Consider the following 26,119-nt stretch of genomic DNA (forward strand, 5'->3'; position numbering starts at 1 on the left):
TGTTTTTCAGCGGGATAGGTCAATTCTGCCTGCTCTGCAAGCTCCACCAAAGCATTCCCTGCCTTTCGCATGTAAGCCGGATCAAGTAAGTCACCTTCCTCAAATAATCGAATCAGCTTGGGCTCAAGTCTGATGGTTCCTGAAATATTTTTTAAATTTGCGGTATTAAAATGCTTCATAGAATCGCTGATCCCTTCAAATGTGTGACCATTTGAAGGGAGAAATTTGCCCTTGCTGAATTCGAGTTGCTGCGAGATATTTGCTTCGTGCTCTACTTCGATAAGGGTGAAAGGGATATCTCTAATGATCCCCTCGTCCCACCCTAAAGACCAGCGAGGTAGTTTAACTATACGAGCGCTAACTTTCCGCTGGGCTTCTTTAGTAAAAGTACCAAATGATTCAATCCCAAAGCCGGAATTTCGCATCCTAGCCCTGTTAAAGAATGACCAGAATAGCAGGAAAGCAGTAATTGCTACGAATAAGAATATAGGGATCATATTGTATGAGCTCATTTTTTAACTCCAAAAAAAACCCCCTTGTTTTCAAGGGGGTAAGCATTTTTCCTAGGTTTTTTAAAACTTTCTCAGCGCACACCGTAATGCATGCAGCTAGAGGAAAAAGGGTTTGCTCCCCCCTCTTCGCTACAACAACAACAACAATTGAACATCATCATGTGCATATATTAATGGTACATCATTTGAACTTTGGGCACCAGAAGAACTTCCTTAGTTGGAAGTTTCTCCGCTGACGATCACTCCGTTTTGAGCCTCGATCATCTTTATGGACTCTAGAGGATCGCTTGCGCTGAACCCTGCTTCAATCGCTTGTTCCCAATATACCTCAGCTAATTCACGTAGCGGCAATTGCAAGCCGACTTGTTCACTAAGCCAGCGAGTGCGTAGCTGGTTTACATGGTGACCGTAGAGATGAGACGTCTGATTACCAAAATCACGTGCTAGTAATTTTGGACCAATGCGTTCAAGCTGGCGACTATTAGCAGATGCAGAGCGTAATACTTCTAATAGCAGGTTCATATCAAGGTTTAATGATGCGGCGAGAGCAAATGTTTCCATAATTATGATTTGGTTAACATCACCAATGAGATTATTGAGTAATTTGGTTATATTTCCACTGCCAACGGGGCCCATTAAGTGCGCAGCGATGCTTACATGAGCAAGAATGGGTTTTATTTTTTCAAAAGCAACAGGATCCCCTCCCGCCATGATTGTTAATTTCCCGTCCCATGCGACCTTCCCTGTACCGGAAACAGGAGCATCAATGTAGGTGGCTTGATGGGTTTCACATAATGCTGCAAATCGCTTGGCTGATTCTGGGTGAATAGTGCTGTGGTCAACAATTATGACACCAGGTTTAATGCTTGAGAGCACTCCATTGTCACCGTTAAGAACAAGCTCAACGATATCTTCGCCCTGAAGGCAAAGTATCACTACGTCAGCAGTAGCAGATCCTTCAGACGGGGTTCCTCCGTTTCGCGCACCTAAGGCAACGAGTTCTTGAATTTTTCCTTGACTACGGTTAACAACCGTGACATCGACTCCAGCTTTAATAAGGTTGATAGCTATTGGCTTACCCATTAGCCCAATTCCAATGAATGTTACTTTCATCGTTCTCCTCAAAATCAAAGATTTGCTCTAATAAAACAGGCCTTCAGTACGTACCGAAGGCCTGTTTTATGAAAGTAGCTACTTACTAAGCTTCGTCTTTGGATCTAAGGGTTAGAACTCCCATAATTACCACTGTAAGGGTAAAGAGCATGAATGCCACGTCATTAAGGTAAAAGTCATCGGCAAGCTCAGGGTAAGATATTACTGCGCTTCCTACTAGGACCACTCCAAGAATAATGCTGATTATTCCAATAATGATATTTAGACTCTTGGATAAATAAATAGCTAGCCCTGTGAAGATTCCCGTTGCTCCTAGAAGTACAGGAAATGCATAAGAACCAGCATCATTTACAGCAGCTATAAGTTCTTGTGAACCACGGAAATCTGTGTCCGTTGAGACAATTCCGACTCCTAGATTTGCCGCGCTAGCTGCAGCTGCAAGAAGCGCTACTATAGCTCCAAGACCTGCTATATCTGATGCTACGCTGCCTCCAGTGTTCATTGATCGATTCAGGAATACCAGTGCAATTAGCATTGTGATCCATGACGTCATGCCGAGAAGCATGACGTAAGGAGCAAGGTCATCTGCTTGGATGGCCGCTATTTCCTCAACATAAGTCGGATTTGCTCCATCTGGACTAGGCCACAGTCCCATCCATACTGCCATCATAAGTATTGGAGCTATTGTCAATAAGTATCCAGTAAGTTTCTTTGAAATCATTACTATACTCCCTTATAAATTGACTCTATTAATTAGAGTCATCTACATATCCCATATGGATTTCGGTTTGTAAACTGATTTCGTATTAATAATTCGATGGGTTAGGCCAATAGAGTGCTATTTAATTGCGGTTTCTTCCCTCCTTGGCCACCAACTCCATTTCCCAAGTATGGCTGTCATGCTGGGGACTAGAAATGCTCTGACGATAAAAGTATCTATTAAGACCCCAAGCATTACTGCGAAGCCGAGCTGAAACAGATCCCTAAGAGGCAGCGTAGTCAGAACGGCAAAAGTACCAGCAAGAATTATCCCAGCAGAGGTAATAACACCTCCAGTTCTTCCAACTGCAGTGGCTATACCCGCCTGCATGCCTTCCGCTTTGACAGCTTCACGAATCCTGGACATTACGAAAATATTGTAGTCAGCACCTAATGCGACTAAGAAAATAAACATCCAGACACCATTGGAGTAAGCAACCCCTGTATGGGAGAACACATTTTGGAAAATAAAGATTGCAATTCCAAAAGTTGCCCCGAAGCTTACTATCACGCTAAATACCAGATATAGGGGGGCAACAAGGGATTTTAATAGAAGTACAAGTACTAAGAAGATTGCTAATAGAGAAACTGGCGCTAGCCAGCTTATGTCACTGTCAATTGATGCTTTGGTATCAGTTTGTAATGCTGTGGCTCCACCTACAAGCACTTGATAATTGTTGTCCATCCCTATTGATGAAGCAGCGGCAGCAGTACGTACGGTGTTGATAAGCTCAAGTGCTCTTGAAGAGTAGGGGTCATCAGCTAGAGATATTTCTAGACGGGCTGTTGAACCATCAGGCGAAATAAACCTTCCAGCACCTTGTGCTAAAGCCTCAGGCATGGTCACAGGGATACCTATTGGCCGCGTAGGACCAGTGACGGTGGAGACCCCGTCAATGAGCGCAACTTGATTGGCCAAATTTTCTAAGTTTTGGTAGGACTCCATTATGTTGCCCTTTTTGCTCTCTACAAGCATTTCACTTGGGGCTAACTGCCCTGGCGGGAATGCGCTTGATAGAAGAGCGTAGCCTACCTTGGATTCAGTATCGTCAGGAAACCCATCAAGAAAATTGTAGCTAGGTTTCATTGACCATGCTGGGAGAGTGGCAAGAACAATTCCAACCATAGTAATAGTAAAAATCACACGTGGCTTCGAGCTAACTAACCTACCCGCCTTATCCCATACACCGTTGTTTGTATTTTGGGAGCCATCATTTTTACGAAATACTTTCCCTACGGTCCTTAAAACTAGCGAAATAATTATGGACGCTACCAGAAGAGGTAAAAATATGATGCTTAGTATTAAAGCAATTACTTTTCCAGCGCCGTCTTCTGGGATCAGGTTGTTGTTTGGCCAAAATGCCCATCTTCCTATGAGGGCGATTACAGCTGGAATAACAAATAACCCTGAAATTAGCACGACGACAATTGCCATAGCGAGCATAGGGCCAAGCGATTTAAAGGATCCAAAAGATGCAAAGCTGAGTGCGGACATAGCAACTACTGTTGTACCTGCTGACCCTGCGATTGAAGGCCCGACACTGGACATGGCTGCATGCATTGCAGACCATCTGTTTGGTTCTCGGGTGAGCTCTTCTTTATAACGAGAAACAATAAACATTGCGTAGTTAGTGCCCGCACCAAAAACCAGAATAGACATTATGGAGGTTACTTGCTGGTTTAAGGCTAATCCAAATTCTTTAGCAAGGATGGCAGATATGCTTTGCGCCAGCATTAGAGATGTTCCCGTGACAATTAATGGCACAATTGCCAAGAGAGGCGAGCGGTAGATTAGTAGGAGAAGTACAAGAACTAGAACTACAGTAAACAAAGTTACTTTTATATCAATTGACCTAAAGACTTTTACTGCGTCATTAGTGATACCCGCAGGTCCTGTAACCGCAGATTGAATATTGAACATATCGCTTGCTTTTCGAGATTCAGTGACTAGCCAATCAACGGCTTCTTGGAAATCATCATTTGAAGGAGCACCACCGATCCCAACCACTACCATGCCCGTAGTACCAGAGGGTGAAATTAGCGTTGCTGCTGCTGCTGGAGAGTCAGTAGGAGAGAATACTGATGCAATTCTTTCAGGCGCAGCAGTAGTTTTAATTGCGTTAGTGAACGTCGAGATAGCTTCCTGCAGTCCTGCAGTTTCCTGGCCAGAGCTAAATACCACCAGGGCTGGCACTCCATCATCTGATGGGAATTTCGTAGATTTTAGAGCTAAGGCAGTGACTGATTCAGCTTTTGGAGGCAGGAATTCGCTTTGCTCACCACTTGTTACTTCTGATAGAGCAGGAGCAATTGAGAAACCTCCTCCAATAATTAGAAGCCATAGTAATATAGCTACACCAGCGCCTCTGATACTGGACGAGCTGAATAATAGAGATTGCATTATGTAAACCTAAATTTCCCTGGATATTTGTTGCGATTGTGTCGCTGTGTTAATTATATGGATATAGATTAATTTTCGGAATTATTTTCAAGGAAATTAAGAGTAAAAGAACAGGTTAAATTAAAAGAGGACTATATGCGTAATGGGTTTCAAGTTTTTGATGCAGATACTCATCTTCAGCCGTCGGTTGAAACTCTGACTCAGTATATGGGTAAAGCATTACTTAATAGAAAATCAGAGCTTGAGCCATTTTTAAGAGAAGTTAAAACGGGTCGTGCAGGTCAAGTTCTTGACCCTCCTTTTAATCATTGGTACCGATTTGAGAACGTAGGGGGATGGGGCGCAGGCAAACCTCGCCATCTTGGGGAGTCTGGTCCTCGTGAGAAAGAGGAACGGCATTTTCAGAATTTCATGGGATCAAAGTACCCTTCTAGGTATTCTGAAGATTGGAATATCGAGCAGCGGATAGCAGAAATGGACGAAGAAGGAGTGGATGTAGAGCTTCTTGTCCCTGGCTCGTTCACGGGCTCCAAAGATGTGTCGGTAGACATAGCCATGATCGAGACGCTCCATCGATTTTTAGACGACGTTTGTTCTCGTTATCCCGATAGGCTTACATCAATGATCACTGCGAGCGCTCGTGACGTGGATGCGGCTGTAAATGAAATTAAGAGATGGGGAAAGGCACGCTGGGCGCGCGGGGTAATAATGGATTTGCCCGTGGACTACCCAATTGATCATCCAGATTTACATCCAATTTGGAAGCTAGCCGATGAATTGGGCCTTGTCGTAGTACACCATAGTTTTGCTTCAGGTTACCCAGGGTACAGGGATTTATGGGAAAGCCCTTTTATTGGACGCACTGCCTCGCACCCCTGGGGTGCAATGAGAATGGTTGCAGCGTTCATGGGATCTGGGTTAATGGATTTGTATCCCAATATCAATTTGGCTATTTTGGAATCTGGGTTTGGATGGTTACCATTTTGGATGAAGCGAATGGAAGATCAAGTTCATTACATGGGTTACGTTTCGGAGCATCTGAAGAGCACTATGGAAGAATACATGACGGGAGGCCGTTTTTTTGCCGCAGTTGTCCTGCATGAAGGCCAAGAGATGGTCAAAATGGTGAGCGATTTCATGGGGGATCATGTACTCATGTTTGGCTCTGACTTTCCTCATGCAGAATCACGCTTCCCAGACTCGGTCGACGAATTCCTTGGCTGGAACAAGCTTCCTGATGATTTGAAAAGGAAATTGCTTTGGGACAATCCGGCGAAATGCTTTAGGTGGGAATAAGATTACCAATGCCTTTCATTAATCCTCGAGGAATAACATTTGGGCACTATGAATGTCGTAACTTGGATGAAAGCCTCGCTGTGCTTTCAGATCTTTTTGCATGCGAGATAATTGATCGGCAGGAAAAGAATGCGCAGGTAAAACACCCTAATACATCTACTTCTTTGATAGTTCATGAGCTAAATGAGTCAATACCAGATAAGCCACATGCCAATCACTATGGATTTCGGGTCGCCCATCACAAGGAGATTGAGGCAGCTGCAAAATACTTATCCGAAAACAAGGGAAAATATCGCCTAAAGAGCATAGTTGGGCCTCAGGCTAGCCACTTTGCATACTCAGTGTATTTAGAGGAACCAGGGGGAAATACCCTTGAACTTGAGTACTATAATCCCAATGCTGCAACACACGGCAGAAGGATTGCTTCCGGGCATTGGAACAATCTTTTATCGGACCCTGATTTTTCGTCTAAGGGATTCATGCCACAAGCAATGTCACACGGAACACTTGAGTGCGATAACCCTGAAATCAGTAATAAATTCTATACAGAAGTTTTAGGGCTTGAAGTGGTTGGAGGGGGCAATATTTCGACCTATATAGGATTGTCGTCCCAGCCTTGGTACATAGTGGTTTTACCAGCTACTTTGAGAGTGCATTTACGACCAACAAATAGATACGTAATTAAATTAGGGAGCCGGGTAGAAGTAATTGAGGCATATAATCAACTATCGGCTGACCCAAAAGGTATTTCACAATTAAGTGAATTATCTGATGACGATAAAGAGCCTTGGTTTTTATTGTCTGACCCCGATAAAAACTGGTGGGAGATAACTTCTTCCTCTCTACCTAATTTCAGCTAAATTTTATGGAGATGCTATGACCTCACATTATGCGCTTGGACACGCTTCTCCTAGGGTAGACGGTTTCACTAAAGTAACGGGCCGGGCAGATTACACATCTGATAAATCGCTCCCAGGAATTCTTTGGGCAAAATGTTTGAGGAGTCCCTATCCGCATGCACGTATTGTTCGGATTGACGTAACAAAGGCCATGGCCCTTCCAGGGGTTCATGCAGTGCTGACGGGAAAAGATGTACAAGGCATTTTGTATGGTCGCCGTATGCGTGATGTTCCAGTTTTAGCGGATGAGGTAGTGCGTTTTGTAGGTGAACGAGTCGCTGCTGTTGCTGCAGATGACACTGAGATAGCACAGCGTGCTGTAGAGCTTATAGAAATTGACTATGAAGAATTACCTGCTGTTTTTGAACCAGAAGAGGCACTGAAACCGGATGCTCCACTTATACACCCGGATATACAAAACTATGTTGGTCTTCCCAAAGTTTTAGAAAATCCTACTAACGGATTCGTGAAAGACGTATGGGGCAGAGGGTCAGTTGAGCAAGGTTTCAGTGAAGCAGAAATCATCGTAGAAGGCGTGTATTCGACGCAACGTACCCATCAAGCATATCTTGAGCCACATGCAGGAATTGTTTGGATCGACAATGATGGCAGAGTCCAAGTTTGGGCTCCTAATAAAGCTCCTCATCGACTCAAACTTAATCTGTCAGATGCAATTGGCCTGGAACTAGATCAAATCGTGGTTCATCACTCAACAATAGGCGCTGATTTTGGTGGAAAAGGTTCCCCGATGGACATACCGGTTGCCTATTTCCTTGCAGTTAAAACTGGAAGACCTGTTAAAACAGTACTCACTTATGCAGAGGAATTATCCGCAGCGAACCCTCGTCATCCAAGCTCCATACGGATGAGGACGGGTCTCAAAAAAGATGGAACCTTTACAGCGCATGAGGCAAAAATCCTGTTTAACAGTGGTGCGTACGGAGGATTTAAGCCTGTGCCAGGAGTTAACTTACCCGGCGCAGCCCATGCTGCAGGTATGTACAGATTCCCTCACGCCAGAATTGAAGCAACGATTGTTTATACCAACACCATACCTGGCGGATTTTTTCGAGGCCCCGGTGCTGTGCAAGCAACATTTGGGATCGAATCGCACATGGATGTCATTGCTCAAAAGATCGGGATGGATCCTTTAGAGCTGCGACGTAAGAACATGGTCACAAACGGCGAGGGATTACCAAATGGGTACCCCGGTATTTCCATGGAACCCGAACGAACTTTAGATGCAGCTATTGAGGCGTCAGGCTATTTACATCCGAAAGAAGATGGAATTGGAAGAGGGATAGCGGTTTGCTTCAAGGATCAAGGCGAAGGCATATCTTCATCTGCTGTTACTTTTTATGCAGATGGTTCGATTGTTCTGAATACTTCAGTGTTTGAGCAAGGTACCGGTACATACACTGCGTTAAGCCAGATAGTTGCGGAGGCGCTTGGCATTGAATCTCACTCAATTACGGTAATTCCTTGGGATACTGATGATGGACCTTTTGATAGCGGCGTAGGTGCAAGTCGTGTAACAAGAGTTTCTGGTCCCTCAGCGTATGAGGCTGCCAAGCTGGCATTGTCTGAATTACTTGATCGGGCAGCAATAGAGATGGAATGCACCCCTGAAGAACTTCATTTAGAAGGGGAGTTTATTAAGAGGATTGGCCATGATGATCAAATTGAAAGGACGAAATTACTAGGATCATCACCAGTTACGGGTAGATATACCAATGAAGAGCATGAAAGATCCCCGATAGGTTCTGCGATGGTTCAAATAGCTGAGGTTCAGGTCGATAAAGAAACTGGAAAGGCGACTTTATTGAAATTAACTTCTGCGCATGATGTAGGAGTTGTAATCAACCCAACAGGTCACCAAGGTCAGATTAATGGGGGTGTAGCTCAGGGTCTTGGCCAGGCAATGTCGGAGGAACTTATAGTTGATCAGGGATATGTGCAAACATTGAGTTTTGCAGATTACAAATTACCTGCAATTACTGATATGCCTCAACTTATTACAGCGCTTGTTTCTTCAGACGAAGGTAGTGGCCCCTACAAGACAAAGGGTATCGGTGAGTATGCAATTGAGGGGATTGCTGCTGCGGTAGCTAATGCAGTGCATGATGCGTGTGGCGTACGAATTTCAGATGCGCCCGTTACTGCCGAGAAGATTTACAAGGAATTGGCGAATCATAGATAACAGCTCAAGTTGCCTGTTGAATTTTCGTGAGTAACGGCCTTCCCCTCCATCCGCCTTTTATTTCAAGAACACCTGGGAAATTGCTTATAAGGAGATTCCTGGTTTCGACACGTCCATCTATGTAGATAGAGCACCCGGTTTTTAGATTAGGTAGGAGCTTGATTAAATCCCCGTTGGGATAAATTATTTTTTCCTTATTACTAAACATCGGCCCGTCTACTATGACAAAATCAAATCCTTCGCCAACGTCATTTTGGAGATAATTGGAGATAACAGGACCACTGTCGCTCAAAGTAAGTTTCCAGTTGAACGTCGCTATGGATGATCTGAATTCTTGATTTGTAAGGCTCTGGGATAAGTGTCTCTGCAGTTTTTACCATTTCAGGTAATTGCTCCAACGAGACTATTGAACCTTTTGCATTATGCTGCATAGCAGCCGCGATAAACGCTGATGAAGTCCCAATTCCCGTCCCAAACTCTAGGCATTTAGAGAAGCGATTCACTCGAACATGTCGATAGAGACGGTATGCGTCTAATTCACTTATGATCATTGCCCCTTGGGGGTGATTAGAAAAAATGTTGTATAACTGCCGTACCGACTTTGGAGTAAGTAACCTATAGTAACTAAGTATGATCCAATCACGTGTTTTTCTCGCGAAATTAAGTACCAATTTTATTTCCAGAGTGCGTTTGGGTAATATTGCGGCATAAGGACAGAAATAGATATTATTTTTAATTATAGTAATTAATGGATTGAGATGAACCAGCAACGACTCTATTACCTAGATGCATTGAGAGCATTCGCTATGTTGCTGGGAATCGTTCTCCACGCTGGCATGCCTTTGTACCCTTGGCGGTCTTGGTCTGGAGATGAGTCGGCTCAGGCATTGTCCATAGATATCCTTATGGGTTCGATTCATTCATTCCGGATGCCACTGTTTTTTTTACTTAGCGGATTCTTTGCGCTGATGCTCCTTAATCGCAGAGGAATTACAGGATTTGTTCGGCATCGATTGCGCCGTGTTGCTTTACCTTTCGCTGTAGGCTATCCAGTTATTTTGATATCAATGATTGGAGCTTATATTGCCGGCTTTATAGCGATTGTAATTGGAGATCCTGATCTGGGGAAAGAACTTGAGGCAAAAATGGAAGACGGTGAGGAATCCGGAGGATTTGACCTTATGCACCTTTGGTTCCTCTGGTATCTCTCTCTGTTTGTCGGGACATTTGCATTGATGATGAAATTTCTGCAATCGATAAGAATACCTGAAGCACTGCAGTTCACCTTACGCAAAGTGTTGATGCTTACCATACCTTTACTGCTGCTTATCCCTTATCTTTTTATGCCCCGAGACGGCACTCCTGAGGTGGATACGTATAGTCTCCTGAACTGGAGAATGTTTACCTACTATTTCGGGTATTTCCTTTTCGGGGCATTGCTGTTTGGGCAAAATACCAAATCAGGGCAGCCTCTTATTGAGTGGATAGGCAATAAATGGAAATTCCTCTTATCTGTTGCATTAACCTTGCTGATGTTTAGCTTCGCGCTAACAGATTTCACAAAGTCTTCAGTGTGGTGGTTTGTTTATTGCGTGGTACATATATCTGCTTGCTGGTGCTTTTGCTTTGGGTTTATTGGCTTGTTTAACAGGTACTTTTCTGAAGGGAAGTATTGGATTCGCTACTGGTCAGATGCTTCGTTTTTTATGTACCTCATGCACCTCCCAGTACTTGTTTTCATGCAGGCGATCGTTATTCCTATCCCCGTACCATTAATTGCAAAATTTCTATTACAGTGCCTGCTTGCGGTGGGGATGTTGTATGTGATGTACCGATTTGCCGTGCGTTATACATGGATAGGGAGATTGCTCAATGGGAAGCGCACTAGAGATGGGGACCGTGAGCTGAAAGATACATTGGTTGCTTAGCATGCTCTTACTTTAATATTGCTGTTTTAAGGGGAGGACGCCACGAACTCCACCTCTGGGGTTATTTACATCACCTGGGCGCCGTGGGATTAAATGGACATGGCAATGAAAAATGGTCTGGCCGGCATCATGGCCGGCATTAATGCCTATGTTGAAACCTGTTACGGTGGGGTCATTTTTTTTAATTCTAGATTTGGCACTGAATAAAAGAGCGTTAATAGCGTTTAACTCAGGTTGAAACAGATCAAAAAAGTCACTTACGTGTCGGTTAGGTATTACAAGTGTGTGTAGAGGAGTTACTGGGAAAGCGTCATTTAGCGCATAGCATAATTCGTTTTGCTCTTGTTCAATGGTATTGGTATGGGAAGGTTGGCAAAAAACGCATTCGCTGTCTCTAATTTCATAAACTTCATTGATACTTCGAAAATCAGTATCGTCTCTGTTTTGCTTCATTGCGTTGCATGAATAGCAAAGTGCTTGAAGGTTACTTAAATCATCAGTTCCCTGCAGGCTTCGAGGCACTATGTGATCTACTTCTAATGCCTTTTTGTCTTTAGATACGCCACAAAGCTCACATCGCCCATGAGCTCGTTTAAGGACCTCGTACTTCAATGAGCCTGATACATATCCTGTCGATTTACGCCTGTGTGACCATGGATCAGACCGCGCCGCCTGGTATGTGTTTATTCGGTCATTGCAAAGCTTTATCAATTCAGTAACTTCTCCTGATGTGAGCTGATTAAAACCCGGTAGAGTGTACGTATTCTTAGTTTTGCTTGTAATTTTGTGATTAGTAGTGAGTACCTTCCCCGGCATTTTCAGTGTGATTTGCTCGTAATAATCAGCTTGAGAAGGGTCCATCAATAGAATCGCCTGTGCGATTTCTGAAACGGTTGCTTCTCCATTTTTGCGAAGTAATTCAATAAGCATCACGGGTTGATATATATGCGACATTCGCATCGTTGTAGAAATAAAATGTGATAATTGTTCAAATGTTTTCGACATATATTCCTCGCAAAACACATGTAATAATTCTTACTATAAGTATCTATTTTCTTCAGGTGGTACGATACGCTTGTATCGGTACAAAATGTCTATAAATATTGATGAGATTTTAGATGAGGGACTTCAATACCATGGAGTTCATTTTGCTTCAAAGCCAGCAGCTCTCAGGCAGCTGGTTTTAGTTCGGGATATCTTGGATGCATTGCCTGAAGGTGACTGGGTCACTGGAGTAGATATTGGGTCGAAATATGATGACCTTGGGCAAATGCTGAAGGCTCATAACGTTCGATGCACACGGGTAGATATAGAAAACAGACCAGGTGATGGTGAATTTGTACTAGGGGACGGGGAATCATTACCTTTTGCGGACAATTCGGTGGGCTTTGCAGTGCTTTCGCACGTTATGGCTCATGTTGAGCACTTGGATAGGATGATGAGCGAAGTTGCCAGAATTTTGATACCTGGGGGGCGTGTATTTATTTTACAGTCCAATCGATACGGCTGGTGGAAATTTTGGGGGTATTACCTGCGTAGGAACGATCGCGTTGTTCACTGGCGCACTATAGATGCCTGGGGCATGCAACACTGGTTAGCAGATGCGGGACTGGGTATAGAAAAAATGTATGCCCCGTACCATTTCTATCTCCATAGCAAACTAAGTGGATTTTTCTATAAATTGGACCGCGTACTGGAAAGGCGGGTCCCGAAAGCTATCGCAACGCAGTGGCTAGTTCGAGCAAAAAAGCCAGATAAAGACCTCCCTTTCCCCTCTAGGAAACGTTCTCTAACATTGCCAGAAAAAGCTACTTTGATTGTAATTGCAACATTGCAAGCAGTTGGTATAAAAGCCCTGGAACTGGCGTTACGATTACTAAAAGGTGGAAAGTCAGTCGCTGAGCAGACATAAAAATGTTGAAGTTATTCAGAATACTGGAAAAGCGTGAACGTAGGATTTTTGCGTTTGTAGTAGCAGTTATGCTGCTTATGGGCGTTACTCAGCTTGTCGGGATTGGTGCATTATTTCCTTTCATAACTCTTTTGGCAGATCCTGATCAGCTGCAGCAGAATGGTTTACTTTCCCGAGCATATGACGCTTTTGGGTTTGAGAGTTCACGTTCTTTTTTGGTTTTTGTAGGAGGAGTTGCACTTCTTGCCCTAGTAATTACCAATGTGGTCACTGCATTCGGGTTGTATGTAACAGAAAAATACGCTCGCTCGATGCAGCATAAATTGTCTGCAAGGTTGTTCGAAGGCTATCTTTCAAGGCCCTACTCTTTTTTCCTGTCGGGTAACTCTAGTGATCTTTCGCGGAATGTATTGATTGAGACAGGTATTCTTGTTGAAGGTGTGGTCATACCTACTATTCAAGTGATGACCGGAATTATCATTTCATTTTTCATTTTGAGTTTTTTGATATGGCTTAATCCATTGATGACTCTGATAGTGGTAATTGCAATGGGAGCTTCATATTTTATTGTGTACCTAATAGTGAGTCGTTTGATGTCAATTTTTGGAAAGAAGCGCTTCGAGGCGAATGCGGCTAGATTCCGCTCTGCTAATGAGGCGTTTGCGGGGATTAAAGATTTGAAAGTGCTCGGTCGGCAGGATGAGTATGAGCGTAGGTTTAGGGGCAGCTCGCGTGAATTCACTAACGCACTGGTTGTAGAGTCAGTATCTGCCCAATTACCTCGATTTTTGATTGAAACGATTGCCTTTGGTGGAATATTGGTAATGGTTCTATATCTGCTACTTACTGGAGCAGCGTTTAAAGAAATTGTGATACTGGCAAGTATTTTTGCTTTTGCTGGTTATCGAACATTACCTGCGCTACAGCAAATATATCGTGCTTCCGCAAAGCTAAAATTCACTGAAATAGTTGCAGAGACCTTGATTGGCGATCTTGATAAAGATAAGTCCAGTATTGCTTTCTCTTCGAATAGTAACGTTGAGGTTAAGCTTGATGATGCTATAGCTCTGAAGGGCGTAAGTTTTTCCTATAGCGAGAGAAATTCTGAGGCACTTCAGAATGTCACTTTGGAAATAAAGAAAGGTTCTTTTGTAGCTGTAGTAGGCAGAACAGGTTCAGGCAAAACTACATTGGTTGATTTGATGCTTGGGTTGTTGGAGCCTAGCTCAGGTCAATTTTTAGTGGACGAGGTGAAAATTGATCAGTCCAGCGCACCTTCGTGGAGACGGCAGGTAGGTTATGTGCCTCAACAGATTTTCTTATCAGATGACACATTGGCCTCGAATATTGCTCTCGGTATTTCGCAGAATTTAATAGATTTAGAAAAAGTAAAACGTGCTGCGTCTATTGCCCAGGTTGAGGAATTTCTAGATCAGCTGCCTGATGGATTTAACACATTGATCGGCGAGCGAGGGGTACGTTTAAGTGGCGGGCAGCGCCAGAGGGTTGGCATAGCACGTGCAATTTATTCTTCGCCATCCATCTTAATTTTGGATGAAGCTACGAGCTCGTTAGATTCAATTACCGAGCGTGCAGTTATGGATGCTATAGAGCAGCTTAGAGGAGATATGACAATAATTGTAGTTGCGCATAGATTGTCCACGGTGATGAGCAGTGAGGAAATCTATGTTTTTGACTCCGGCTCACTAGTCGATCATGGTAGCTACAAGGATCTTGTAAAAAATAGCGATTTATTCCAAGAATTAGCGTCTATGTTTGAAGAGGAATCAAGCAAGTAGATTTTCAAAAACCTTCAGGTACTGGCCGGTAATGAAAGTTTCCTCAAACTCTTCTATGGCTATCCGCCTGCTTTCCTGACCCATTTTTTTACGTAATGCCGCGTCGTCAATCAAAGTCTCAATACTTGATGCCAAGAGGTTTATATCTTTGACCGGGACTAGGAATCCATTTATTCCGTCCTTTGTTACGTACTTACACCCGCCGACGTTGGTAGTGACAATGGGTAAGCCGGCGCTTGCACTCTCAAGCAAAAAACGTGGGAGCCCTTCGTGGTAACTCGGTAATACCACGATATCCACTTGACTCAAAATACTGGGCATATCATCGATATGGCCTTTGAAATTTATAGAATGCTCGTAAGTAGATTTTTCTTGTTGCGATATGGGAACGAGGCTTCCTTCATCTTCTCCCCCAATATGCCAGAATTCGGCCTTTTTGCCTTTCGCTTGTAAGATTTTGCCAGCTTCAGCATATTCATAGATTCCCTTCTCTTGTATAAGCCTGGAAGCCATGAGCACAACGAGGTTTTTTGATTCTTTAGCTGGTGGCCCCGGCTGGAATTTTTCAGTGTTGACACCACCGCCGAGGATCACTGAAGAACTCTTTTGGTCAGTAAGGTTTAATTTGATGAGGTGCTCCTGATCATCAGGGTTATGAAAAATTGTGTGAGAGTTTTTATTTTTTAAGAAGCGCCCCAGTACCAGTGAAAGAAATGGTCGAAATTGTTTTGAAAGCCGAGTATCTGTAAACGGAAAGGAAACACCGGTAAAAGTACTTATGTATTTCGGATGATTTGATAAGCGGGCTGCTATGGGCCCATACAGGATTGGTTTTATTGTGAAATGTTGGACTATGTCGGGCTTCTCCCTGCGGTAAATTCCAGCGAGACTCAAAATCGCTTTTAATTCACTGAATGGATTGAGGCTTCTTCTTGATAGATTCCAATTTATGCAGCGAAAGCCTTCGTTTATAAGTTGATCTGCGTATTTAGTAAATGGAGAAACCAACACGACCTCATGGCCGTCTTTTTGCAACGCTCGTGCCAGAGGGAGCCTGTGTAAGTAATGCCCAGTGTCTTCATTAGTTACCAGCATTATTTTAGGCATTAGGCTGAACCTGAGATTCTTGTAGTGGCATTGAAGCGAAAGAGTTTGATTCGATTGCTCGTAACCATAATTCCAGGTTCATCAAAACCCAGAGCTTTCGCCCCATTGGTTTCCCTTTTTGATGATCTCGATAAAGTTGAGTTATTTTTTGGGAGCTCAGAAATTGAGATGCGCGTGAATCTTGAGCTAACAAAGTATCCTGAATGATTGAAGATAGTTCGTTTCGAAACCATTTATCTATGGGTGGGTCAAATCCTTTTTTAGGCATTTGCATCAATTTACTCGGCAACAAATCTTTGAATGTTTCACGCAGCAAAATTTTAGTTTTTCTACCCTTTAGCTTATAGCTCTCAGGTAGAGTGGCGACATATTCAACTAATGCTGTATCTAGGAATGGGGACCTTGCTTCCAAGCCAACTGCCATACTCATGCGATCTGCTTTGACTAGAAGTGCGTCAGGAAGCACTGTTTCATAATGGGCTTGCATAATTTCGTGAAGGGGAGAATTGCGAGCGGCTCGTTTTCTAGCCTCTGTCTCCGATGTGAATAATGATTCTTCGCTAGAGTAGGCACGCAGTTCTTTGGATACCAGTTCTTCAATTTCATGTACTGAGAATATGCTAGAAAAATTAAGATAGCGTTGCCACGCGTCATAGCTTGAATTTTCCATGAATTTTTTCAAATTCTGAAATTTTGTATTCGATGGATATATTTTTGATAAAGCACTTGGTACCCAATTAAGTAATTTGGGTATCGGAAGTTGGTATAACGAACCTGCAAAACGGTTGTAACCTGCGAAGCTTTCATCGCCTCCGTCTCCATTCAATACAACGGTGACATGCTCTTTTGCTGCTTGCGACACAAGATAACTTGGAATTGCAGATTCGTCCCCATACGGCTGATCATGATGCCACAGGATTGTTTCTATGAGTTTTTCTACATTTGAATCAACGGAGATTTCAGTATGTGAAGTTCCGTACATTTCGACGGTCATTTTTGCCGCAGATCGTTCATCAAAATCAGCTTCATTGAATCCGACGGTGAACGTTTTTAAGGGCGTATCCAACGATTGTGAAGCAAGAGCGACTATGATTGCAGAATCTAATCCTCCGCTGAGTAACGCGCCCAATGGTGCATCACTGACTAACCTTTTAGCTACGGCTTTATTTAATAAATGGTAAGTTTTTTCCTGTGCTTGCTTGAATGAATCGACTGCATCTAAAGGTGCTCCGAACGTGGGGGTCCAGTAATTTTCAGGTTCATGGATACCATCCTTGTCAAAGACCATGAAGGATCCTGGAGGGACTTGTAAAATACCCTCATACATAGTCTCCGGCCAAGGGACGAACCCGTGCAGCAATAGGTCAGGTATATTCTGAAAGGCTATTTGCTGAGTAACCCATGGACACGCCAGCAACGTTTTGATTTCGGAACCAAAAGTTAAATATCTGTTGTTGAAATTGTAATAAAGGGGCTTCTTTCCAGAACGGTCCCTTGCGAGAAGAAGCTTTTCTTTATTTTCGTCCCAAATTGAAAAAGCGAACATTCCATCCAAATAATTGACTACCCCATCGCCGAATTGTTCGTAGGCATGTACAAGTACTTCGGTGTCTGACTGAGATCGAAACTTATAGCCTTTGAGTTCAAGATCTAGCCGTAATTCGCGGTAATTGTATATCTCTCCATTTAATGAAACCCAAATGGTGGAATTTTGATTTGGCATGGGTTGGTCACCATTTTCGCTCAGATCTATAACCCTTAGCCGCGTGTGACCTAAGAAAACCGTGGGGCGATTCTCTCCATGTTTGGTGATGCTGCCTGTTCCTTCAGGGCCGCGATGCTTTAGCAGCGTGATCATCTGGCTCGCAACTTCAGGTTGCGAAGGCTCACCATGTAAATCAATAAACCCGCATATACCGCACATTAGCTTGATTATACGTGTCAAAATCAGTATTGAACCCTGTTTTACGTTCACATACCGAATTTGCGTACCGTCATTTCCTGCAATGGTACAATTTGCATCTATGGCAGGCACATTTGTTCTTTCTCTAGATACTGAATTAGGCTGGGGTACTGTTGATAAATACAACCCTTCAAAGTACCTTCGCCATTTAGAAGGTACGCGCGATGCTATAAGTCGCCTTCTAGGATTATTTGCTACCTATGAAATTCCGGTTACATGGGCAATGGTTGGGCATCTTTTTTTAAATGAGTGTGATCATACTGATGGCATGGACTCGCACCCTGATGTCGAAACGGGGCGCAAATTAAGCAATGGCTTACCTTGGCATTCGGCAGATCCTGGAACTAATAGAATTACGGATCCATTCTGGTACGGGGATGACATTCTGAAAATGATCCTAGAAGCGAAACCGAGACATGAAATAGGATGCCATACATTTAGCCATTTGCCGTTTGATCATCCTGATGTTGATGCGACCACGGTCGCATCTCAACTGAGCAAATGCCACCAGGTAGCGTCAGTAGCAAATGTTAAATTACGGTCTTTTGTTTTTCCGAGAAATCGAATTCGGCATGAGGATTTATTGGGAGAAAACGGTTTTATTTCTTACCGGGGGATTCAAGAAAATTGGTACGCCAAATTCCCTCTACATTTGCGTAGAGCCGTATCGCTTGGCGATCGAATTCTTTGCCTGACACCTACGGTATATCCTCGAAATAAATTACATATACGCAATGGTGCGGTGAATATTCCGGCTTCAATGTACCTGATGCCGCCGGACGGTGTCCGCAAATTCTTGCCAGGCTCATTTCGAGTCCGTCAAGCAGAAAAAGGATTAGTAAAAGCCGTCAATAGCGATGCTATTTTTCACCTTTGGTTTCATCCTTGGAATGCTGGAGGAACACCAATTATTGAAGACTGGCTAGAAAGAATATTGGAAAAAGTTTCTAATTTTCGTACAAATAATGCTCTTAGAACGATGACTATGGAGCAAGTGGCAGATGAGCGATTAGAAGGTGCTTTTTGAGCGTCTGCATATTAGCAAACGATGATCCTCAATCTAGAGCAATGATAGCGGGCATCGCTAAGGACCATAGTATTTCTGCGATTATTTTTGAAAAAAAACCCAAGGGTTCTATGTTAAAGACTCTTAAATTTCGAATAAGACGCTTGGGTTACAAAAAAGTAATAGGCCAATTACTGCTTCTTGTTTATGAAAAAATGTTTTTGTCCAAAAGATCGCTAAGCGCAATTCAGGATTCCTTAGGTTCATTTGGGCCGATTCCAACTAGCATCCCGACATATACCGTTAAAAGCGTTAATAGCGATCGAACTTTAGAATTACTTGAACTGCATCAGCCGCAAATTTGCGTTATTACAGGAACTTCTATCATTAAGCCAGTAGTGCTGGATAAATGCTCCTTGTTCCTCAATATTCATTGCGGAATTACTCCTGCATACAGAGGAGTTCATGGAGGGTTCTGGGCGATTAAAGAACAGGATTTCAAAAACGTAGGAGTTACCATCCATAAAGTTGACCAAGGTATAGATACAGGCGATATTGTTTATCAGGAAGAGGTGTCTTTTACTAAGAAGTTTGAGACTCATCGAACACTTGCAGCAAAGCAGTACAAAATCGGCATACCTTTAATGTCAAAAGCTATTGATGATGGATTAAATGGTAGGCTTCCGTCATTTCGTAGAGATGATCTTGAAAGTAGGCAGTGGTTCTCTCCAACCCTTTTGGATTATTTTGGTTTCAGGAAAATTCTTTCTGAAATTGCACTTAACTAAGCCAAATTTTGGTTAATGGTTTCCCTGAAATTTGTGAAGTATTTTCTATGTCTTTTGCAAAATAATCGTTGAGTTTTTTATAAACTTCTGTCGGTATTGATTGGTTATCTGCTTGGGTATTCAAATTTCGTAGCTTTGAGACAATCCCAACTTTTTTTGCCCATCGTAGTAATTTACGCAAGTTAAGTGCTCTGGCTAGGTCACCTGCATTGTTAAATTGTTGATCAACCCAGGTTGACTTAGGTTTCCGACCCACGTTTACTTCGACTCTTGCCATTGTCGGGCTGAAATTTGGATCAACTTCCAAGAATTCATAAATAGCAGAGAACCATTTTTCGGGATTAGCTACTATTTCTTCATATACCAATATAAGCAAATTTTCGTTAAAGATGCCTTTGAATCTCTCAAGCCCCTCAGAGTAAGCGCTTTTTTCTAAAAGATCAGGGAAATCATTTAATGCGTCCTCAAAAGCTTTTGTTCTTGGTATTTCCCCGGACGCTATTCCGTTTAAATATGCTGAGTAAGTGCGATCTGAAGGGTTGCGTATAGAGGCAATTAATTTCAAATTGGGATCGAAGTCATAAATGCGTTGCGGCGCTCTTTTGTCATATAAGTAAAGTGACGACATTTCCCCAGCATAAGTTGCACTACCGCAAGAATTAAAATGATTTTCATACCAAGTAGTACCTTGATCATATTTTTCATCATGAACGAAGAAGTTCAATTCTTTTTGTGGAAGGCATAGGCTCGGATGTTCATCAAGGCAATTGTAAATCCATGCAGTTCCACATCTCTGTCCACCGATCCCAAGAAACTTTGGTTTCATAAATGCATCACCTAGCTTTGCGCAATTGAAAAATTTTTGAAAATTTCGATTACTCGATCCATCAGCCTATTCACGTCATGATCTGCTACCACAACTGATCTAAGATCATTTCCTATTTGGTTTCGCTCTGTAACACTTAATGTGAAAAACTTTTCAATTTTTTCTGCAAGTAAATGGGCTTCATTGGGAGGGCAGTAAAGTAAAGAGTCGTAGTCTTTAAATAATGGGCGGAATTTTGGATTGCACGAAATTACAGGTAATTCGCACGCCATAGCTTCGAGAACTGATTTGTCTAGCGCACTAGGCCCAGTACTAGCGTTGACGTATAAAGCTGCGGAGTTCAGCATTTCTGGCATCCTGTCATTAGCTATTACACCTTCTAAACTGACAGTATGTGCCAAATTTAGGTCAGATATTTTGCGCTTTAGTTTAACGAGCAGAGACAGGTCGTAATTCGAATAGGCTTCCCCGTAAATCTTCAAATAAATTGGATCATTATTTCCCTTATTCAGAATTCCAAGGGCCTCGATAAGAACTTCATAGCCTTTCACTTTGGATATTCGTCCAGCAGAGACTATAAGCCTGGGCTCAGCAGGACTAGAAAGCTTTACAAATTTTCCAGTGTCGATTCCTTGACCCACCGCAATTTTTTTATCTGTGTCGATCGGAAACGTATCATCAGTAGTAGTAGTGATTGCTGTAAAAAAGGGCAAATAATGCTTTACAGTTGGAGGCATTGAGCCATGCGCCTTGAATAGGATGACAGGAATACGGCGTACTTTTGCGTAGAATATAAGTAAGCCCCATATCTGCCCCTGGTGGATAAAAACCCCATCAACTTTCCTAAGTAATAACAATGGAAGCATTACTCGTTGAAGATTGAGAAACCGTATGAGTTTAGAGGCACCTTTTTCTTTGGCCATGGAAAATACGGAGACATTGTTTGGAAGTTGATAATCTCCAACAGACATTCCAATGACTGTGAGGTGCTCAACTCGTTGAGCTAGTGATCGGATCCACGCAATATTTGAGCCATACACTGAATCAGCGGAGTCTACTTTTGTAATTATCATGGCTAGTCGCATTTTTAATCACTATCTAATGGGAGCTTTGCATTATCGTCCCATTTCCCTCGGATTGTTCGATAGACGGAGCGGAGAATGATAGTGATATCAAGCCATATTGATAATTTTTCAACATATTCGATATCGTTGCGAATTTTTGCTTCAATGTCATCTCTTCTTGCATTTATTTGCGCCAATCCTGTTAATCCTGCTGGTACTAAAAACCTCTTAGACAGGTTGTAGGATTTAGGAGCTAATTCGTCCAATTCTTTTTGAGCAAGAGCTCGAGGACCAACGAAACTCATTTCACCCTTGAAGATATTAATTATTTGCGGCAATTCATCTAATGCTGTTGGTCTTAAGATACGACCAATTTTTGTAATTCGTGGGTCACTCGCGGTAGTCCATGCGGGACCTAAATCGTCGGCGTTTTTTACCATAGTGCGAAATTTCAATACAGTGAAAGTTTTTCCATCTTTTCCAGCTCTTTGTTGCCTGTAAAAAATAGGTGATCCTGAGTCAGCATAAATCAATACGGGGATTCCAATCCAAATCAAAACCCAAATGGGTGCAAGTAGCACATGCGCAAAGAGGAGTATAAGGAGATCAAAAATTCGTTTTAAAAGTAACTTCGTGGTCATTGTGCCTCGGGGAAACCGGCACCTCTATGGTTACAGTCTCCAGTAGATAATATCATCGCGCGAATCTGGTTTTAGCACACCTTTTATGTCAAGAATTATCCCAGCAGCATTATGTGTGTTGAGCAAGCTTACGTATTGCTTATAGGTCATTTGCGCTAAATCTTTGTGTGGGACTGCTAAAATTAAACAATCAAAACTATTTTCGTAACCTAGAACATCAGAAGGCGCAGGTTTGAGTCCTAGGTGCTCTAGATCTTCCGAAGACGCAAGGGGATCATAGACCACTACGTTGGCTCCATAGGTGATAAGTTTGTTGTTTAGCTCTACTACGGGGGTATTGCGGAAATCCTTCACGTTTTCTTTGTAGGTTGCACCAAGTATCAGAATGTGAGATCCCTTAACATCCTTTGCCGCATTACTGTAGAGTTTTTTAATTTGTATTGCGAGCTTTTCAGGCATGGTGTTGTTCGTATGGCGACCAGCTAGTATTACTTCTGGATTAAAGCCAATTTGTTTTGCGATATAGGTTAAATAGTATGGATCAACGGGAATGCAATGCCCGCCCACTATGCCAGGTTTGAATTGCAAAAAATTCCATTTAGTAGAAGCCGCTTCTAAAACGGAAGAAGTTTCTATTCCTAGCTCATTGAATAAAAATGCAAGCTCGTTCATTAACGCAATATTCAAATCACGCTGAATATTTTCAATTACCTTTGCGGCCTCTGCAGTTTTAATACTGGAGGCTTTGTGCACTCCTGATTTGGCAACATGTGAATACAAACTAGCTAAGCGTTCGCACGTGATATGATCTTGTCCGGATACGATTTTAATGACGTTAGACAAGGTGTGTTCTGTGTCTCCAGGGTTAACTCTTTCAGGTGAGTAGCCGACAGTGAAGTCTTTGGAGGATGTTAGGCCTGATTCATTTTCAATTATCGGTACACAGTAATCTTCAGTACATCCGGGATAGACTGTCGATTCAAACACAATCAGAGGCTTAGAGCTACTTGCCCTAACCCGTAATGCATGCCCTATAGAAATACACGCATTCTCTAATGGTCTTAAATCGGGTGTATTGTCTTTATCAACAGGGGTTGGTACTGCCACAATTATGGCATCGGCATTATTTAGACTCGAAGGATCTGTAGTAAATTCTACTTTGCAAGATTTTAAGATTTGCTCAGGTACTTCCTCGTAACGATCATAATTTCTTTGTAATTCGGTGATCCTACTTATATCAAGGTCATACCCAATTACTGTTATTTCTTTAGAGAAAGCTACTGCAAGTTGAAGGCCAACATATCCTTGGCCGATGATCGTTATATTTTGGTCGTGATAGGTAATTTTTCATGTTCCAAAAGATTTAATAATTGCAGGCTTATGGTAACCAATCCATTACTACTTTTGCGAGCCTATTCCCTGCGAGTCCGTCTGGTTTCCACAAGATATTAGTTACAATAGATTGCCGACCTTCCTTATCGGTCTCTGGATGAGTCAGGTATTGAATGAGCCAATCTTTTAAGCTTTCTTGGGTTTCAACTACTCGCATACCCTTCGATTCAATCAGTTGCATATTGTGCTCAGCAGAATAGCAGCGTTTCGCACGATGAGCCCATGGAACATTTTTGTCATATTTATCTAAATGGAATGCTATACATGGGGTGTCTTCACAAGCCGCATCTACAGCAATGGAAGAACTCACTTGTATTACTACGTCCGAAAAATGCATCAGTTCACGTAAATGAATTAACTCCTCTGGAGATTGATCGAATCGGTCTGCCCATTTAGGCACCACTGAGCCAGCATCCTCAACAGTTAAACCTAATTCCTTCTCAATTTTCGAGTATTCAGCGTTTGATTTCGGGTATTTTCTGATATGTAGATGGCAGTCAAAAGGGAAATTCTTATCGTTAATAACTTTATGTATTTTTCGTAGATTGGCATCATCGGAAAATGTCCAAGAAGTACCTGGAGAGTAAACGATAAGCTTTTTCTTAGGGTTGACTCCTATCCTCTTCATAAATGCAGCGCGTGAAGGGAATTTATGTTCTTGAAAAAAGAAGTCAAATTGCGGGGTACCCGTTATTTCTATTTTTACAGGATCTACGTAATGGTACTTGATGGCTTCATGCTTCATTTGTGGAGACCAAGTAATCCAATGGTTTGGCTCGCTTGCTACCCTTGTTTTACTGGTCAAATTATCCCAGCTTTTCACAGCTCCAATAGTCGGAATTCCTCGTTTTTTTGCTTCGGCAATATAATGGGAATCTGGTTCAAATGGGTATGCTGATATGAATAAATCAGGTTGAACTCGATTGAATAAATCTTCAATTTCTGGGTGCTTGCAAAAAATGGGGTCCATTTTTAAAAGTATTCGTCTAAATTTGCGCGAGCGGTGAAGATTGAGCAGCCCTGAAAGCCCGCGAATAATGAAATCAAATAATCGGGATGTATAGCCACTTTCGGGCTTTATTAGCCCTTCATGAAGCCATTTTGTAGTCAGGGTTTTTGTGGTTCCTGGATGCTCGAAGCTTAGAGAGTTGGCTAATGAGCTGTACACTCGCTCCGGAAATCTCTTTTTAAGAATAGGCTCTGGATGTAATTCCACTCCTTTTTCAGTCATTTCCTTGAGGAATTTTGGATCATCATATGCGGGACAAGCCACTACTACTTTGATATTGGCTTCAAGGAGTGACTCCAAGAACCTTGTTCGTAGAAACGTTCTTGCAGTCATCCCATATCTAATTAAAATTAAGACTTTACTCATTCATTGGATCTTTCATGCTTCCATTGCTTGGCATTGGGAATCTACTAAATTATCTATTCATTTCAAAGCCGCCATGAAGACACGCTCGGTTTCTTCAGTCATCCTGCTTATTGAGAAATGTTTTCGAGCGATAGTTGATGCTTCGTTGCCTAATTCAACCCTTAAATCGTAATTCCCAAGCATATTTGCTAAGGCTATTTCTAGGTCCTCAACCTCTCCCGGTGCTACAAGGAGACCATTAGCTCCCGGGTTTATAATTTCGGGAATCCCATCGATATTTGTAGCTATTACAGGAAGGCCTGTAGCCATACCTTCGATGATTGATATCGGAAAACCTTCGTAAAAGGATGGTAAAACGAGGATATCCATTTTTTGTAAAAGTTCAGGCACGTCATGCCTGTCACCTAAAAATTGAACGATATGCTCGATTTTCAATTCATAGCAAAGCGACTTTAATTGTTCCTCTAACGGGCCCCAGCCAATAATCATTAGCTTCGCCCAGTCCCCATTGAATTTGCGACTAAGATTGGAAATTGCGCGCAGAAGGATTTCATGTCCTTTTCTTGGAATCATTCTTGCAACTATCCCAATAGTTGGCTCGTTGGTAGGTTTTCGTTGGAAATATGGGAATTTATCGAGATTAATCCCATTGTGGATAACATTAATTTTACTTGCTTTAATACCTGTTTCAATCAACCTGGATTTATTACTTTCTGAGACAGTAATAATTGAGTCGCTTGTTAGATTTGTCATAATTCGTATGTATTTGAATGCTTTGGGATTCTCAATCAAATGCATTGTGTAAATTTTGCGTGGAGATCGCATGCTTACAGCGGCTCCAATTTTTGATACCCAAGTAGTTAATAATGAATGAGAATTGATTAAATTGTATTGGTTTTCTCTTACAACTTTGGATAGCCAAAGCCCGTTTATGAATAGATTGTGAGGTTTTCTTTTTGCCAATGAAGGTTTGACATGCACTTTTGCTCCAGCTGCAGCCATTTCGTTAAGCAGATGCCCGCCTGACGTGGCAATTCCTACGTTGTGACCATTGCTTAGCAGGCCTTTCCCAAGGTCAGCAATCATCCTTTCTGTTCCGCCTGTAATCATATGAGGTGTCACAAAAAGAATATTCATA

At 42.4% G+C, this 26,119-nt stretch carries 22 protein-coding genes; 8 read left to right on the forward strand and 14 right to left on the reverse strand.

Features of this window, described 5'->3' with window-relative positions:
* The 4 genes from MK127_00915 to MK127_00930 form a co-directional block, all read right to left on the reverse strand.
* Positions 1 to 512: hypothetical protein (locus MK127_00915; GenBank protein ID MCH2531364.1), on the reverse strand; the 512-nt coding region annotated here is incomplete at its 3' end.
* Between the two features lie 213 nt (positions 513 to 725).
* Positions 726 to 1,625, reverse strand: a complete 900-nt coding sequence (locus MK127_00920) for an NAD(P)-dependent oxidoreductase (GenBank protein ID MCH2531365.1) — start codon at positions 1,623 to 1,625, stop codon at positions 726 to 728.
* A gap of 85 nt (positions 1,626 to 1,710) precedes the next feature.
* The gene (locus MK127_00925; GenBank protein MCH2531366.1) at positions 1,711 to 2,346 is read right to left on the reverse strand and encodes a hypothetical protein; all 636 of its coding nucleotides are present in this window, start codon (positions 2,344 to 2,346) and stop codon (positions 1,711 to 1,713) included.
* A 117-nt stretch (positions 2,347 to 2,463) separates the two neighbouring features.
* Positions 2,464 to 4,785, reverse strand: a complete 2,322-nt coding sequence (locus tag MK127_00930) for an MMPL family transporter (GenBank protein MCH2531367.1) — start codon at positions 4,783 to 4,785, stop codon at positions 2,464 to 2,466.
* 135 nt (positions 4,786 to 4,920) lie between these two features.
* Here MK127_00930 and MK127_00935 point away from each other — a divergent pair, with 135 nt between their 5' ends.
* From MK127_00935 to MK127_00945, 3 genes are read left to right on the forward strand one after another with little or no spacing between them, the layout of a single operon-like run.
* Positions 4,921 to 6,081: an amidohydrolase gene (locus tag MK127_00935; protein ID MCH2531368.1), complete on the forward strand. Its 1,161-nt coding sequence runs from the start codon at positions 4,921 to 4,923 to the stop codon at positions 6,079 to 6,081.
* Between the two features lie 8 nt (positions 6,082 to 6,089).
* Complete coding sequence (locus tag MK127_00940; protein ID MCH2531369.1) at positions 6,090 to 6,941, forward strand: VOC family protein; 852 nt, start codon at positions 6,090 to 6,092, stop codon at positions 6,939 to 6,941.
* Between the two features lie 16 nt (positions 6,942 to 6,957).
* Positions 6,958 to 9,180 (forward strand): xanthine dehydrogenase family protein molybdopterin-binding subunit, encoded by a 2,223-nt coding sequence (locus MK127_00945; GenBank protein ID MCH2531370.1) that lies wholly within the window; start codon positions 6,958 to 6,960, stop codon positions 9,178 to 9,180.
* 248 nt (positions 9,181 to 9,428) lie between these two features.
* On the opposite strand, the gene MK127_00950 is transcribed toward MK127_00945, so the two are convergent.
* Complete coding sequence (locus tag MK127_00950) at positions 9,429 to 9,851, reverse strand: hypothetical protein (GenBank protein ID MCH2531371.1); 423 nt, start codon at positions 9,849 to 9,851, stop codon at positions 9,429 to 9,431.
* Positions 9,852 to 9,938: 87 nt separating this feature from the next.
* On the opposite strand from MK127_00950, the gene MK127_00955 reads away from it, so the two are divergent.
* Entirely contained in the window at positions 9,939 to 11,108 is a 1,170-nt protein-coding gene (locus tag MK127_00955) for an acyltransferase family protein (protein MCH2531372.1), read from the forward strand.
* A 12-nt stretch (positions 11,109 to 11,120) separates the two neighbouring features.
* On the opposite strand, the gene MK127_00960 is transcribed toward MK127_00955, so the two are convergent.
* Entirely contained in the window at positions 11,121 to 12,113 is a 993-nt protein-coding gene (locus MK127_00960; GenBank protein MCH2531373.1) for an HIT domain-containing protein, read from the reverse strand.
* Positions 12,114 to 12,198: 85 nt separating this feature from the next.
* Between MK127_00960 and MK127_00965 the strand changes: the two genes are divergently transcribed.
* Positions 12,199 to 13,020 (forward strand): class I SAM-dependent methyltransferase, encoded by an 822-nt coding sequence (locus MK127_00965; GenBank protein MCH2531374.1) that lies wholly within the window; start codon positions 12,199 to 12,201, stop codon positions 13,018 to 13,020.
* Between the two features lie 2 nt (positions 13,021 to 13,022).
* Positions 13,023 to 14,819 carry an ABC transporter ATP-binding protein/permease gene (locus tag MK127_00970; GenBank protein ID MCH2531375.1) on the forward strand — a complete coding sequence of 599 codons (1,797 nt, stop codon included), beginning with the start codon at positions 13,023 to 13,025 and terminating at the stop codon, positions 14,817 to 14,819.
* Here the strand turns inward: MK127_00970 and MK127_00975 are convergent.
* Both MK127_00975 and asnB read right to left on the reverse strand, forming a co-directional pair.
* A complete protein-coding gene (locus tag MK127_00975; protein ID MCH2531376.1) occupies positions 14,808 to 15,926 on the reverse strand; it encodes a glycosyltransferase family 4 protein in 1,119 nt (372 codons plus the stop codon). The two genes, MK127_00970 and MK127_00975, sit on opposite strands and share 12 nt — an antisense overlap.
* Entirely contained in the window at positions 15,919 to 17,850 is a 1,932-nt protein-coding gene (gene asnB / locus MK127_00980) for an asparagine synthase (glutamine-hydrolyzing) (protein MCH2531377.1), read from the reverse strand. The genes MK127_00975 and asnB overlap by 8 nt, the downstream gene beginning before the upstream one ends.
* Before the next feature lie 100 nt (positions 17,851 to 17,950).
* Between asnB and MK127_00985 the strand changes: the two genes are divergently transcribed.
* The gene (locus MK127_00985; protein ID MCH2531378.1) at positions 17,951 to 18,916 is read left to right on the forward strand and encodes a polysaccharide deacetylase family protein; all 966 of its coding nucleotides are present in this window, start codon (positions 17,951 to 17,953) and stop codon (positions 18,914 to 18,916) included.
* A complete protein-coding gene (locus tag MK127_00990) occupies positions 18,913 to 19,683 on the forward strand; it encodes a formyl transferase (GenBank protein ID MCH2531379.1) in 771 nt (256 codons plus the stop codon). Before MK127_00985 ends, MK127_00990 begins: the two co-directional genes overlap by 4 nt.
* Here MK127_00990 and MK127_00995 read toward each other — a convergent pair.
* Genes MK127_00995 through MK127_01020 form a run of 6 tightly spaced genes read right to left on the reverse strand, consistent with a single transcriptional unit; the run spans position 19,676 to position 26,118 of the window.
* Positions 19,676 to 20,509: a sulfotransferase gene (locus MK127_00995; protein MCH2531380.1), complete on the reverse strand. Its 834-nt coding sequence runs from the start codon at positions 20,507 to 20,509 to the stop codon at positions 19,676 to 19,678. The two genes, MK127_00990 and MK127_00995, sit on opposite strands and share 8 nt — an antisense overlap.
* Before the next feature lie 11 nt (positions 20,510 to 20,520).
* Positions 20,521 to 21,594 carry a glycosyltransferase family 4 protein gene (locus MK127_01000; GenBank protein MCH2531381.1) on the reverse strand — a complete coding sequence of 358 codons (1,074 nt, stop codon included), beginning with the start codon at positions 21,592 to 21,594 and terminating at the stop codon, positions 20,521 to 20,523.
* 2 nt (positions 21,595 to 21,596) lie between these two features.
* Complete coding sequence (locus tag MK127_01005) at positions 21,597 to 22,214, reverse strand: sugar transferase (protein MCH2531382.1); 618 nt, start codon at positions 22,212 to 22,214, stop codon at positions 21,597 to 21,599.
* A 30-nt stretch (positions 22,215 to 22,244) separates the two neighbouring features.
* Positions 22,245 to 23,558 (reverse strand): nucleotide sugar dehydrogenase, encoded by a 1,314-nt coding sequence (locus MK127_01010; protein ID MCH2531383.1) that lies wholly within the window; start codon positions 23,556 to 23,558, stop codon positions 22,245 to 22,247.
* A gap of 34 nt (positions 23,559 to 23,592) precedes the next feature.
* A complete protein-coding gene (locus MK127_01015; GenBank protein ID MCH2531384.1) occupies positions 23,593 to 24,981 on the reverse strand; it encodes a CDP-glycerol glycerophosphotransferase family protein in 1,389 nt (462 codons plus the stop codon).
* Between the two features lie 57 nt (positions 24,982 to 25,038).
* On the reverse strand, positions 25,039 to 26,118 hold the full coding sequence (locus MK127_01020) for a glycosyltransferase (protein ID MCH2531385.1): 1,080 nt from the start codon (positions 26,116 to 26,118) through the stop codon (positions 25,039 to 25,041).
* Between the last annotated feature and the right edge of the window lies 1 nt (position 26,119).

Source organism: Dehalococcoidia bacterium (assembly GCA_022449765.1).
Lineage (GTDB): Bacteria > Chloroflexota > Dehalococcoidia > Lucifugimonadales > Australimonadaceae > UBA2963.